Source organism: Xanthobacter sp. (genome assembly GCF_041911315.1).
Lineage (GTDB): Bacteria > Pseudomonadota > Alphaproteobacteria > Rhizobiales > Xanthobacteraceae > Xanthobacter > Xanthobacter aminoxidans.
Genome location: NZ_JAYRPE010000072.1, coordinates 96,332 through 109,289, shown reverse-complemented (window position 1 = coordinate 109,289; position 12,958 = coordinate 96,332). Strand labels below are relative to the sequence as shown.

The 12,958-nt window shown below is 67.4% G+C and carries 13 protein-coding genes; 6 read left to right on the top strand and 7 right to left on the bottom strand.

Annotated features, from left to right (window positions below):
* The first annotated feature begins 68 nt into the window (after positions 1–68).
* From ACE3QW_RS21470 to ACE3QW_RS21450, 5 genes are all read left to right on the top strand, one after another.
* Positions 69–884, top strand: coding sequence for a polysaccharide biosynthesis/export family protein (locus ACE3QW_RS21470; protein ID WP_245279259.1), 816 nt, complete (start codon positions 69–71; stop codon positions 882–884).
* A gap of 74 nt (positions 885–958) precedes the next feature.
* Positions 959–1,768: a WecB/TagA/CpsF family glycosyltransferase gene (locus tag ACE3QW_RS21465; RefSeq protein WP_374253878.1), complete on the top strand. Its 810-nt coding sequence runs from the start codon at positions 959–961 to the stop codon at positions 1,766–1,768.
* Entirely contained in the window at positions 1,768–3,252 is a 1,485-nt protein-coding gene (locus tag ACE3QW_RS21460; protein ID WP_374253877.1) for a hypothetical protein, read from the top strand. Before ACE3QW_RS21465 ends, ACE3QW_RS21460 begins: the two co-directional genes overlap by 1 nt.
* 17 nt (positions 3,253–3,269) lie before the next feature.
* Positions 3,270–4,322 carry an acyltransferase family protein gene (locus tag ACE3QW_RS21455; RefSeq protein WP_374253875.1) on the top strand — a complete coding sequence of 351 codons (1,053 nt, stop codon included), beginning with the start codon at positions 3,270–3,272 and terminating at the stop codon, positions 4,320–4,322.
* 208 nt (positions 4,323–4,530) lie between these two features.
* Complete coding sequence (locus ACE3QW_RS21450; protein ID WP_245279260.1) at positions 4,531–5,376, top strand: FkbM family methyltransferase; 846 nt, start codon at positions 4,531–4,533, stop codon at positions 5,374–5,376.
* A 54-nt stretch (positions 5,377–5,430) separates the two neighbouring features.
* On the opposite strand, the gene ACE3QW_RS21445 is transcribed toward ACE3QW_RS21450, so the two are convergent.
* Positions 5,431–6,204: an FkbM family methyltransferase gene (locus tag ACE3QW_RS21445; protein ID WP_051678753.1), complete on the bottom strand. Its 774-nt coding sequence runs from the start codon at positions 6,202–6,204 to the stop codon at positions 5,431–5,433.
* 263 nt (positions 6,205–6,467) lie between these two features.
* On the opposite strand from ACE3QW_RS21445, the gene ACE3QW_RS21440 reads away from it, so the two are divergent.
* On the top strand, positions 6,468–6,995 hold the full coding sequence (locus ACE3QW_RS21440; RefSeq protein WP_374253872.1) for an HAD family hydrolase: 528 nt from the start codon (positions 6,468–6,470) through the stop codon (positions 6,993–6,995).
* Here the strand turns inward: ACE3QW_RS21440 and ACE3QW_RS21435 are convergent, their stop codons facing one another.
* The 6 genes from ACE3QW_RS21435 to ACE3QW_RS21410 all read right to left on the bottom strand — a co-directional run bounded on the left by ACE3QW_RS21435 (position 6,996) and on the right by ACE3QW_RS21410 (position 12,830).
* Positions 6,996–7,958: a glycoside hydrolase family 18 protein gene (locus ACE3QW_RS21435; protein WP_374253870.1), complete on the bottom strand. Its 963-nt coding sequence runs from the start codon at positions 7,956–7,958 to the stop codon at positions 6,996–6,998. It lies immediately after the preceding gene.
* A 17-nt stretch (positions 7,959–7,975) separates the two neighbouring features.
* Entirely contained in the window at positions 7,976–9,391 is a 1,416-nt protein-coding gene (locus ACE3QW_RS21430; protein WP_038192497.1) for an exopolysaccharide biosynthesis polyprenyl glycosylphosphotransferase, read from the bottom strand.
* Positions 9,392–9,605: 214 nt separating this feature from the next.
* Positions 9,606–11,012 (bottom strand): NAD(P)(+) transhydrogenase (Re/Si-specific) subunit beta, encoded by a 1,407-nt coding sequence (locus tag ACE3QW_RS21425; RefSeq protein ID WP_029555322.1) that lies wholly within the window; start codon positions 11,010–11,012, stop codon positions 9,606–9,608.
* A 10-nt stretch (positions 11,013–11,022) separates the two neighbouring features.
* A complete protein-coding gene (locus ACE3QW_RS21420) occupies positions 11,023–11,478 on the bottom strand; it encodes a proton-translocating transhydrogenase family protein (protein ID WP_024280400.1) in 456 nt (151 codons plus the stop codon).
* Positions 11,478–12,641 carry a Re/Si-specific NAD(P)(+) transhydrogenase subunit alpha gene (locus ACE3QW_RS21415; protein WP_374253867.1) on the bottom strand — a complete coding sequence of 388 codons (1,164 nt, stop codon included), beginning with the start codon at positions 12,639–12,641 and terminating at the stop codon, positions 11,478–11,480. The genes ACE3QW_RS21420 and ACE3QW_RS21415 overlap by 1 nt, the downstream gene beginning before the upstream one ends.
* A 36-nt stretch (positions 12,642–12,677) precedes the next feature.
* Positions 12,678–12,830, bottom strand: a complete 153-nt coding sequence (locus ACE3QW_RS21410; protein WP_024280402.1) for an aa3-type cytochrome c oxidase subunit IV — start codon at positions 12,828–12,830, stop codon at positions 12,678–12,680.
* Positions 12,831–12,958 lie beyond the last annotated feature (128 nt).

Here is a 12,958-nt window from a genome sequence, read left to right as displayed (position 1 = left end):
TCCGGGGGTTGTCGATGGTCTTGCCACAGTGCGACGGGAGACACACCGCGCGCGGAACGGCACCGGAGATGATCGGCGCCGCATCCCGCCGCCGTGCCGCCGCCCTCTCCCGCATCGGGCTCGCCCTCGTCAGCCTCTGCATTCTCAACGGTTGCGCCGCCATCGCGACATCGCAGAACACGGGCACTGAGCCCTTCACCACGGGGCACGAACTGCGCTTCACCGAAGTGAATTCCGACCGCTTCAAGCCGTGGACGGACCAGGTGCCGAGCTATCGGCTTGGGCCGGGCGACAAGATCAAGGTCAAGTATTTCATCACCCGCGAAATGGACGAGGATCTCACCGTCGGTCCCGACGGCTCCATCGCGCCGCGGGCCATCGGCCAAATCCGGGTGGAAGGCAGCAACCTGTCCAGCGTGCAGGACTACATCCGCCGCGAGTCCCGCAAGGAGCTTGTCGACCAGAAGGTGGTGGTCTCGCTGGAGGAAGCGGTCTCGGCACGCGTCTATGTGGGCGGCATGGTGGCCCATCCCGGCGCCTTCAAGCTCGCGGACATGGGCACCAGCGTTCTGCAGGGCATCCTCCAGGCCGGCGGCTTCACCGAAGAGGCGCGCACCGGACAGGTCGCGCTCATCCGCCGCGGGCCCAACAACGAGCCCATGCTGCGCCTCATCAACGTGCGTGACGTGATCCAGACCGGGTTCGACGCCAACGATGTGCCGCTCGTGACCGGCGACATCATCTATGTGCCGCGCTCCTCGATCGCCGAAGTCAATCTCTGGATCGACCAGTTCATCACCAAGGTGGTGCCGTTCCAGCGTCAGTTCAGCTATACGATCGGTTCCTACACCCAGACCGGCGGCGCAAGCTCGCTCCTGCAGTAGACCTGCGCGGACGGACCGCGGTCGCGCATCATCCGTGCCGCAAGCGGAGCGGCACCGCAAAAGGCTGGACCATCATGTTCGCGGAGAGTGAGGCCGTCGGTTCCGTCCGGACGCAGACCTTCCTGAAGGTGCCATTCGATTGCCTGGACGTGGCCGGCGCGGCGCGGGCCATCGCCGCCCGCCCGCCGGGATCGCCGTTCGCCTATGTGGTGACGTCCAACGCCTCCCATCTGGTGCGGCTCAACGAGCGTGGCGATGCGCGTTTCGCCGCCGCGCTCGAGGCCGCCGGTCTGCACACCCTCGATGGCTCGGCGCCCCATTGGCTCGCCCGCAACCTCTTCGGCCTCGACATCCCGCTGTGCCCCGGCAGCGATCTCTCCACCTACCTGTTCGAGCATGTCATCACGCCCGACGACGCGGTGACGGTGATCGGCGGCAATGACGAGATGAAGCGCCGCCTGATTGCGCGCTACGGTCTGCGCACCCTCCACATGCACGTGCCGCCCATGGGCTTCATCGACGACCCGCAGGCGGTGGAGGCGACCATCCGCTTCGTGGAGGAGCACCCGGCGCGCTATGTCTTCCTCGTGGTGGGCGCGCCGCGGTCGGAATATCTCGCCCACATGATCCGCGCGCGCGGCAACGCGGTGGGCACCGGCCTGTGCGTCGGCAGCGCGCTGAACTTCCTCACCGGTCTGGTGCAGCGGGCGAGCCCAGCCTTCCGCAAGCTCGGCCTGGAGTGGCTCTACCGGCTGATCCAGAGCCCCAGTACCCATATCGAACGGGTGTTCGTGGATTCGCTGCCCATCTTTCGGGTGGCGGCGAAGGCGAAGGTCAATCCCGCCGCCTATGGCATGAAGCCGGCCGCGGCGGACCGCCCCTGATGGCGGGCGGGGCGGCGGACATTCCCGGCCCAGGTGGCACCGGCGCACCCGGCAAAAGCCCCGCCGCTCGCCCGCGCGTGGTGATGCCCCTGCGGCGGGACGTGGCCGCCTTTTCCCCCGGCGATGCCCGGCTCGACCATGACGCAGCGCTCCTCGCCAAATTCGTGCTCGCCGGCACCCTGCCGCTGTTTGCGCAGGTCTTCTACTATCTCAACGAGTATCCGCCGCCCTACCTTCTCTCGAAGGCCTGGCCCTTCCTCACGTTGCCGCTCGCCTTCTATGCCGTGGCCCGGCTCAAGCTGCCGGTGAGCGGGGCCTTCCTCACCGTGCTCGCCTATGCGCTCGGCTTCACGCCGATGGTGTCGATGATCCAGCTCGGCAACGGCTTCCTCGATGCGCTGACCACCACCATCAAGGCCTGGCCCTTTACCTACTATTTCAGCCTTTCCGCCCTGCTCGCCCTGCTTGCCGTCAACCCCTCCAGCATCCGCAAAATCGTGCTGGCGTTCGGCGCGGGCACCTTCATCCTCATGGTGCTGATCTATCTCGCGGCGCCGACCTCCTGGTATTCCAACAATCCGGCGGACAGCAAGCTGCTGCTCTTCGATCTCGAGCGCGGCTATCGCGTCTACATGCCCATGTTCTTCGGCATGATCCTGGTGTTCTTCTTGGCCCGCTCCTTCATCCTGCGGCGTAACGTGCTGTTCGCGCTGGGCGTTGCGGTGTCCTTCCTGCCCATGCTGTTCATCTTCAAGCAGCGCGCCGCCATCGGTGCGGCGGTGGTGGTGGTGGCCTTCGGCATGACCATGTCCCTGCCGCCGATGCTCCGCCGCCTCGTCATCGGCGCTGCGCTGGTCGGCGCGGCCGCGGGCACGGGCCTTCTGGCCTATAAACTCGGCCTGTTCTCGGGCTCCCTCGACGGGGCAACCAACGCGCTCGGCGCCTCGCTCTCAGTGCGGCAGAATTCGTCGGCGCTGGCGTTCGGCTTCCTCGGCGACGACCCCATGCGCTGGACCTTCGGCGTCGGCGCCACCACCCGCTTCAGCACCACCACGCTCAACGACATCTTCGGCAACGGGCAGTTCTTCATCGCCGACCTTGGCTGGATCGGCGTGATCTTCGAGTATGGGGTGATCGGCGCGGCGCTGCTCGCGGTGCTCTACGGCTGGTGCTTCGTCTATGTGTTCCGCCTGACGCGGGACCTAACCGACGCCTTCACCCTCGCCCTCGCCGACTACGTGCTTTACCTGATCGTCAGCTCGGCCGTGTATTCGGTGGTCTTCACCCCCGGTGAGCTGGGCGTAGTCATGGCGCTCATCGTGTATCTCGACCGTCAGCGACGCGCCGCGCCGGCCGCGCCGGTGACGGTCCTATCCCGCTTCAGCCGGAGCGCGGAGACCCATCTTGTCTCGCGTGAGGGTCCGCGTGTCGGCGGGCGCGGTGCGCGTCATGTCACGCTTGGGCGCAGCCCGGGTGCACGTTGAGCGGTCGGGAGGCCGGAATGCTTGAGTCGCTGCAGGTCCTGCGCGCCATAGCCGCCCTCATGGTGGTGGTGTTCCATCTCGGCGCACCGCTTCAGCGGCTGGGTCTCGAAGCACCTTGGCCGCAATCGGGCGCGGCGGGCGTGGACATCTTCTTCGTGCTGTCGGGCTTCCTGATGCTGGTCACCACCTACGAGCGGGACGGCTATACCGGCAGCTTCTACCACAAGCGCCTCGTGCGCATTGTGCCGCTCTACTGGATCGTGACCACCGCGAGCCTCGCGCTGCTCCTCCTCGCGCCGCAGCTCGTGAAGAGCGGCAAGGCCGAAGCCTGGCACATCATCGCCTCCTACCTGTTTCTGCCGGCCCGACACCCGGTGCTGGGTACGCTCGAGCCCCTCGTGGTGCCCGGCTGGACGCTGAACTACGAGATGTTCTTCTACCTGCTGTGGGGCATCGCCCTCCTGCTCCCGCAGGAGCGACGGGTGGTCGGGGTCGGCGTGGTCATCGCGGCCCTCGCCGTCCTCGGATTCGCCGCGCCGAGCAACAATCCCTTCTTCGCCTTCTACACGTCGTCCATCATGCTGGAGTTCGTATTCGGCCTGGGCCTCGGGCTCTGGTATCTGAACGGCGCGCCGATCCCGCGCGGCTGGGGCTTTGTCCTGATCGGCTGCGGCTTCATCTCGCTCCTGTCGCAGGGGGATGTGCCGCCGGAGACGCGGATGCTGCGCTGGGGCGTGCCGGCGGCGATGGTGGTGGCGGGCGCGCTGGTTCTGGAACGGGCCCGCCCGGTGCCCCGGGTGGCCGTCCTGGCGCTTTTGGGCGACGCCTCCTATTCGCTATATCTCGTTCACGGCATGGTGCTTTCCGCCGTGGGGCAGGTGTTCGTGCGCCTGGCGCCGTCTCTGCCGCTTTCCGGTCCCGCCCTTTACATCGCCTGCGGGGTCGCCGCCGTGGGCGCGGCCATGGTGATCTCAGTGCTGGTCCATCTGGCGGTCGAGCGGCCGCTGTTGCGGGTCATGAGCGGCCGGCGCGCAACGCCCGGCAAGGTCACGGCCGAACGGCCGGGATGAAAGGAGCACGCGGCAGCCGGCTTTTTCGCCGGAAGTCGCCTTTACCGCCTTGCCGAACCCCGGCAAGGTCTGTCTATTCCTACATTCGTGATCGATGCTGCACCGCCCAACGGGGGGCCGGGCGGCCCGGTGTCCGGCAGACGTTCCAGTCCGCGACCGGCGAAAAGCGTGAGGGGGTTTGAAGATGTTGAGACGAGTGAAGAAGCTCGTGAACGAACCGGCATTCCGCGAGGCCCCTCTGACGGTGACGGGACGCGCGATTTCCCTCGCCCTGCATGTGGCCCTCGGCCGCAGCCCGATCGCCGAGATCACCCCCGGCGCCCGGCTGAAGCTGCCGGCCGACCTGCGCTTCACCACCACCTCCATCTATCTGCTCCGCGACAATGTGGAGCCCGAGGTGCGCTATCTCGACAAGTTCCTGCGGCGCGGCGACGTGTTCGTGGACGTGGGCGCCAATATCGGCCTGTTCACCCTGAAGGCGGCGACCATCGCGAGCCGCGTGGTGGCGGCCGAGCCCGGCGCCGATGCCGGCCAGCAGCTGAAGCAGAACCTGGCGCTCAACGCCTTCACCAACGTCACCATCGTGCCAAAGGCGATTTCGGACGCAGTGGGCAAGGCGGTGCTGTTCCACAACCCGCTCGGCGACGACCCGCAGGCCTTCTCGCTCATCAATGACGGGACCAGCACCGAGAGCGAGGAAGTGGAGATCACCACCCTCGACAATCTGGTGGCGGATGCCGGCGTGGCCCGCGTCGACTGCATCAAGATCGACGTGGAAGGCGCCGAAGACCGGGTGATCGGCGGCGCGGCGAAGACGCTGGATGCCTTCCATCCGACGGTCATCTTCGAGATGAACTGCCCCACCCTCGTTGCGGACGGCGGCGATACCAAAGCGGCCTGGAATGCGCTGGCCGCGCACGGCTACCGCTTCTTCCACATGCAGGATGACGGCGTCCTGAAGCCGCTCGCGACCTGCCCCAGCGCTTTCGGCAACTACGTGGCGCTGCATCCGCAGGGCCGCGTGCTCTCCGAAGGCGGCGTTCCGGCCGCCTGAGGCGATGCCCGGCGGCGTTCGGCGAATGTTGCGCGCCCCGGCGATGCCGGGGCGTCAGGCCGACCAGTCTTTCAGCCGCGCGATGATCTCCGGCCGCGCGGCGAAAATGAAATTGTTCACATAAACGGCGTCGCGCCGCGTGCGGGACCCGTCGGGAACCAGCGCCTCGCGGGCCTGGTGGACGGCCGGGTCGAAAGTGGCCAGCGGCCTCATGGCCCCGCCGAAGCGGAAGAACCCCTCATAGCCGAACTGCGCCAGCATCCGCGCGACGTCGGCGACCGCGCCGGCCCTATGCCGCTCCTCGGCCTCGACCAGCAAGGTCGGCCGGCTCTCCGCCAGAACGCGGGTCGCGCCCTGAAGGACGGCACTCTCATAGCCTTCGACGTCGAGCTTGATGAAGCTCACCGGCGCATCCACACACGCATCAAGCCGGTTCAGGGCCACCCGCACGTCGTCCACCGTCCCCGGCAGGCCGCTGGCGAGATTGCCGTCGATGGTGGCGAGCGGCGACATCCCCTCCGGGATGTGCAGCACCGCCTCGCCGCTGGCGCTGCCGAGCGCGGTCTCGAACAGGCGCAGGCGACCGTCGGCCAGTTCGTCGGGAAAGCGCAGGCGCAGTATCCGCGCAAGGCGCGGGTTCGGCTCGAAGGCAAGCACGTGGGCGCCGCCCTTCAGCAGCCAGTAGGTGAACAGGCCGCGATTGGCCCCGATGTCGCACACCGTTTCCCCCGGCGACACCAGGATTTTCAGCAGCCCGACCTCGCTTGCGGGATCGCGCGCAACCCGCTCGTCGATCCACGGGCAGGCGAACGCGAAAAGCCGCGGCATGCGGCTTTCAAGAATGGACTTGAACGTCGTCAGAACTCACTCCCTTCCCGGTGCTCCCCACGGCTCCGGAAACGAGGTGGAAACCCGCCAGACATCGCTCCCACCGGAGCGCGTGCCAAGGTTGAGAATGACATGGCGCGCGTGAATTTACATTGAAGATACTTCGGATATTTTCAGATTCGCATGAACAGCCCGCAGGTTGCAGGCCGCGTGCTGCAAAACCGCACGGACACTTTCCTTGGTCGGACAGAAGGCGACACGACTTGACCAGCCAGCCCCATCGCCGTCCCGCGGTATTCTTCGATCGCGACGGCGTGCTCAACCTCGACACCGGCTATGCTCACCGGGCTGCGGATCTGGAGTGGACGCCGGGCGCGCGCGAGACGGTGCGCCGGTTCAATGATCTCGGCTACCTGGTGTTCGTGGTGACCAACCAGTCGGGTGTCGCGCGCGGCTTCTACGGCGAGGCCGACGTTGAGGCTCTGCATCGCTTCATGGCCGAGGACCTCGCCCGGGACGGGGCACGGATCGATGACTGGCGCTATTGCCCCTTCCATCCCGAGGCGACCGTGGCGGCCTATCGCGCCGTCCATCCCTGGCGCAAGCCGGCGCCGGGCATGATCCTCGACCTCATGGCCCACTGGCCGGTAGCGGCGGCCGAGAGCCTGCTGATCGGCGATCAGCCCTCCGACATGGCAGCGGCGGCAGCGGCGGGCATCGCCGGGCACCTGTTCCCGGGCGGTAACCTGCTCGATTTCGTCGCGACGCTCGATCCGCAGCCGGCCGGATGATCAGGGCACCGGCTGGTCGCAGCCCGGACGCTCCAGCGTGACGCAGATGGCGAGAGAGAGGCTGCGATAGTCGGGATTGTCCGGGCTGGTCGGTCCGGGCGGCACGAGGCCGAGGCCATAGAGCATCGCGCCCGCCTTGGGATCCGCCATCACCTGGGTTAGCAGCCGGGCCGTGCGATCGATGGTGAAACGCGGCCCACCCGCGTCGGACGGCATGACGGCGATGCCGAGGGCGAGCGGCCCCCGCCACAGGCTGCGATAGGCGCGGAACGCCTCCTCAGGGCTGTAGGTCGGCCCGGCGTCGTAGGACATGATGGAGACGAGGTCGATGCCCTGCGCCTCCGGTGCCTTGAGCATCGCCCGCATCATGCCCACGAACGGCCCGAACCGCGGCTCGGCGGAGGCGAAGCGGCCTTCGCCGTAGGCCCCCACACTCCAGGCGGCGACGCTGACCACGAAGGGCCGCGGCAGCGCAGCCCGCAGGTCGGCGAGCACGGCGATGGAGCGGGGGTCGTCGGCACAGGCGATGCCGCCCTCGGGCTTGCGCACGCAGCCGGCATCGGCGGTCTCGTAGTCGAGATCCACGCCATCAGCGCCGAGGTCACGGACGAGCTGGGCCAGCGCCCGGAAATCGCGCGCGTCCCAGCCGAAATAGCCCCAGCCGCCCACGGCGAGCAGCACGCGCACCGAGGGATGGCGCGCCTTGAGTTCGGCGATGGCGCCCTTCAGCACAGCGCCTGAATAGGGGAAGGCCAGCCCGGTGCCGGCGAGGTCGAGATTGCCGGAATAGGCGAGATCGGGCTTCACGAAGCCCAGCGCCACATGGGTGAAATAGCCGGGCAGGCGCGCGAGCAGCGTCTCGGCGGGCGCTTGCGTGGTCACCTCCGACCACGAGGCGAGATAGGCGAGGAATGGCCGGTCGCTCTCCTTCGCCCGCGCCGCCGACGCGGCGGTCAGAACCAAGGCGAGAAGCGCAGCGCTCAGAACACCGAGGGGCCAGCCATGCCCTTGGTGACGGTGAGCAGCATGATTCTGATGTCGAACCATATGGACCAGTGCTCGATGTAGAAGAGGTCGAGCTCGACGCCGCGCTCGGCCTTCTCCAGGGTGTTGATGCCCCCGCGCATGCCGTTGATCTGCGCCCAGCCGGTGATGCCCGGCTTCATGCGATAGCGCGCCACATACTGGCTGATGGCCTCGTAGCGGACGTTGGTGGCCACCTTCATGTTCGGCACATGGGGGCGCGGGCCGACGACGCTCATCTCGCCGCGCAGCACGTTGATGAGCTGCGGCAGCTCGTCGATGGAGGTGGAGCGCAGGAAATTGCCGACCTTGGTGATGCGCGGGTCGTTCTTGCTGGTGCCCTTGGAGCCGTCATCGGTGGGGTCGACCCGCATGGTGCGCAGCTTGTAGCACTGGAACACGCGGTTGTTCAGACCGACGCGGGGCTGGCGGAACAGGATGGGCCCCGGGGAATCCAGCTTGATGGCGATGGCCGCGCCGATGAGGATCGGTGCCGTGAGCATGAGGCCGATGGAGGCCACCACATAGTCCTCCACCCCCTTCAGGAGCCCGAGCGAGCCTTTCAGCGGCTGCTGCTGCACCTGGAGGGCCGGCTCGCCGGCAATGCGGGTGAGGTTGGCGTAATTGAGCGTGAAGCGGTCCGGATCGAGCTCGACGATGACGTCGGCGGCGATCTGGTACATCTGGTTGGCGATGGCGCTGATGGCGGCCGGGTCGTTCCAGCTCTTGGCGACGACCACGATGTCCACCGGATTGTGCTTCACATATTCCAGAAGGTCCTTCATGCCGCCGAGCACCGGCAGGCCATCGGGACCGGGCGGCGGGAGGGGCGCGCCCTCCACGTGGCTGTCATCGAACAGGGCGACGAAGCTGAGGAGGCCGGTGTTGCCCTCTTCCTCCCCATAGCGCCGCACCAGATCGCGGGCGCGGCCGAGATCGCCGATGAGCACGACGTTGCGACGGAGCACCTCGTGGGTCTGCACCAGCGCCATGCCGATGCGCACGAGAACCAGGCGGCCGAAGATGAGCATGAGCGTGGTGACGACGCCCCAGCCGAGCAGCGCCCACAGGTTCGTCTGGCCGATGGGGATCAGCGCGTAATAGCAGACGGCGATGACCGCGCCCGCGGGCACCACGCCGACGCCGATATGGCCGATCTGCCGCAGCGGGCGCACATAGTGCTCGACCCGGTAGCCGCGGCCGATCTGAAGCACCTGCACATAGACGAAGATGCCGAACGCCCAGAGGATGGCGAGCTGGCTCCAGGACAGGAATTCCCAGCGCAGGTGCGCAATGATCGCCCCGAGCGCCGCCATGACGACGTCGCACGACAGGACGAGCCGATTGACCAGTCCATGGGTCCAGCGTGTCATCGTCCCCCGATCCCCGCAGCCGCCGTCCGAATCCCAGACTCCACGGTATGTGCTTCTGGTTAAGAAGTGGTGGGCAGTCAAGGAAATGGCGCAAATTGTGGCGGCATGAACCTGTTAGGCGCCTTCCGATCGGGCGGCCGCCCGGCTCTGTAACGAAGAAGCCGCCGGACCTTGCGATCCGGCGGCTTCGATCTCGTTCAGAATGGACGTGTCTTCAGTGGCCGAAGGCCTTCACCACATCCTCGGTGACCTTCTTGGCGTCGCCGAAGAGCATCATGGTGTTGTCCTTGAAGAACAGCTCGTTCTCCACGCCCGCGTAGCCTGCCGACATGCCGCGCTTGATGAAGAGAACGGTCTTGGCCTTCTCCACGTCGAGGATGGGCATGCCGTAGATCGGCGACTGCGGATCGGTCTTGGCCGCCGGGTTGGTCACGTCGTTGGCGCCGATCACGAAGGCCACGTCCGCCTGGGCGAACTCGGAGTTGATGTCCTCGAGCTCGAACACCTCGTCGTAGGGCACCTGGGCCTCGGCGAGCAGCACGTTCATGTGGCCCGGCATGCGGCCCGCCACCGGGTGGATGGCGTACTTGACCTCGACGCCCTCCTCCTTGAGCAGGTCCGCCATCTCGCGGAGCGCGTGCTGGGCCTGCGCCACCGCCATGCCGTAGCCGGGCACGATGATGACCTTCTCGGCGTTCTTCATGATGTAGGCGGCGTCATCGGCCGAACCTTGCTTCACCGGGCGGGCTTCGGCCTGGCCGGCAGCACCGGCCGCAGCGGCGTCACCGCCGAAGCCGCCGAGGATGACCGAGATGAAGGACCGGTTCATGCCCTTGCACATGATGTAGGACAGGATGGCGCCCGAGGAGCCCACCAGCGCGCCGGTGATGATGAGCGCGGTGTTGCCCAGGGTGAAGCCGATACCGGCCGCCGCCCAGCCCGAGTAGGAGTTCAGCATCGACACCACGACGGGCATGTCCGCGCCGCCGATGGGGATGATGAGCAGGCCGCCGAGGATCAGCGACAGCAGCGTGATGATCCAGAACAGCGTGATCGAGCCGGTCAGCACGAACGCGACGATGAGGATCAGCAGCAGCAGGGCCAGGCCGCCATTGATGAGGTGGCGCGCCGGCAACATGATCGGCTTGCCGCTCATGTTGCCGTTGAGCTTGGCGAAGGCGATGATCGAGCCGGTGAAGGTGATCGCGCCGATGGCCACGCCCAGCGACATCTCCACGAGGCTCGCCCCGTGCAGGTGGCCGGGATCGCCGATGCCGAAGGCGCGCGGCGCATAGAGCGCGGCCGCGGCCACCAGCACGGCGGCGAGGCCGACGAGCGAGTGGAAGGCGGCGACCAGCTGCGGCATCGCCGTCATGGCGATGCGCTTGGCCACCACGGCACCGACGCCACCGCCGATGCCGATGCCGGCGAGCACCAGCACCCAGCCGATCCCGTCGGACGGCGGGGAGAGCGCGAGCGTGGTGAGGATGGCGATGCCCATGCCCACCATGCCGAACAGGTTGCCCTGCCGCGAGGTGGTCGGATGGGAGAGGCCGCGCAGGGCCAGCACGAAGAGAATGCCTGCGACGAGGTAGAGCAGGGCGGCGAGGTTCGCGGTCATGTGCCTCGCCTCACTTCTTCTTGGAGTACATGGCGAGCATTCGGCTGGTCACCATGAACCCGCCGAATATGTTCACCGAGGCAAAGACGAGCGCCACGAAGCCGAAGATGCGCGCGCCCCAGGCGTGGCTGGAATCGCCCACCGTGGTCACGCCGACAGCGAGCAGCGCGCCCACGACGATCACCGACGAGATGGCGTTGGTGACGCTCATGAGCGGGGTGTGCAGCGCCGGGGTCACCGACCACACCACGTAGTAGCCCACGAACACCGCGAGCACGAAGATGGAGAGGCGGAACACGAAGGGGTCGATGGCCCCTCCGGTCGCCGCATGGGCCGCCGCGCCGAGGGCAGAGGCCGCCTGGTCGGCATAGAGCTGCGCGGCTTCCGCCGCCTGCCGCGCGATCTCGGCGGCGGTGCGGGCCTGCATTGCGGCATCCGCCGCGGTCTGGGCTGTGGCGGGATTCATCAGGCCGCTCCCTCGCTGGTCGCTGCGGGATTCTTGGGTGCGAAGTTCGGATGCACGACGGCGCCGTCACGGGTGAGGAGCGTGGCCTTCACCAGCTCGTCGTCCCACTTGACGGCCAGCGCCTTCGACGCCTTGTCCACCATCGTCTCGAAGAAGTTGAACAGGTTCTTGGCGTAGAGCGGCGAGGCCGAGGCGGCGATGCGGCCCGGCACGTTGAGATGACCGACGATCTTCACGCCGTTCACCTCGACCACCTGCCCCGCCACCGCACCGGCGACGTTGCCGCCGCGCTCGACCGCGAGGTCGACCAGCACGGAACCCGGCTTCATGGAGGCCACCATCTCCGCCGTCACGAGGCGCGGCGCAGGCCGGCCCGGGATCAGGGCGGTGGTGATGACGATGTCCTGCTTCTTGATGTGCTCGGCGACGAGGGCAGCCTGCTTGGCCTGATACTCCGCCGACATGGGCTTGGCGTATCCGGCCGCGGTCTCGGCCTGCTTGAACTCCTCGTCCTCCACCGCGACGAACTTGGCGCCCAGCGAGGCGACCTGTTCCTTGGCGGCGGGCCGCACGTCGGTGGCGGTCACGATGGCGCCGAGGCGGCGGGCCGTCGCGATGGCCTGGAGGCCCGCGACGCCGGCGCCCATGACGAAGACGCGCGCGGCCGGAACGGTGCCGGCGGCGGTCATCATCTGCGGCAGGGCGCGGGTGAACTCGGCGGCCGCATCGATCACCGCGCGATAGCCGGCGAGGTTCGCCTGCGAGGAGAGCACGTCCATCACCTGCGCACGGGTGATGCGCGGCATCAGCTCCATGGCGAAGGAGGCGATCCCGGCATTGGCCATGGCGGCGAGCGCCGCGTCATTGCCATAGGGATCCATGATGGCGAGGACCAGGGCGCCGGGCTTGTACGACGAAAGTTCGGCTTCCGTCGGCCGGCGAACCTTCAGTACGACTTCGGCGCCGTTCAGCGCATCCGCCGCCGACGGGGCGATGGCGGCCCCTGCCGCCACGAAGTCGGAATCGAGAATGCCGGACTTCACGCCCGCGCCGCTCTCCACGGTCACGGATGCGCCCAGTGCGACGAGACGCTTCACCGTATCCGGGGTCGCGCCAACCCTCGGCTCGCCGAGATCGATCTCGGCGGGAACAGCGATTTTCATTTCTTGATGTCTCCGGTGCTCCGGCCGCTCAGCGGGTCAGAGGAGGAAAATCCACATCAGGACGAGGATGGCAGCAACGCCGATGGTGCCCCACTTGGCGAGGGCGGTGAACATGGCGTAGGTGCGCTCGTGCTCGGGATAATCGTTACCGTCTGCCGTGGCGTATTCGATCGTGGCGTGTTCAGCCATCTTATCCCCCTGCTCCTAAGCGTCTTCTGACGCCTTTACCGGAGATGGGAATGTCTGGCAACTGCCTTCTGGTGTACAGTATGCCAGATTGAACGGCGTGGCCCGCGAGCCCCTCGCGCCGCCGCACA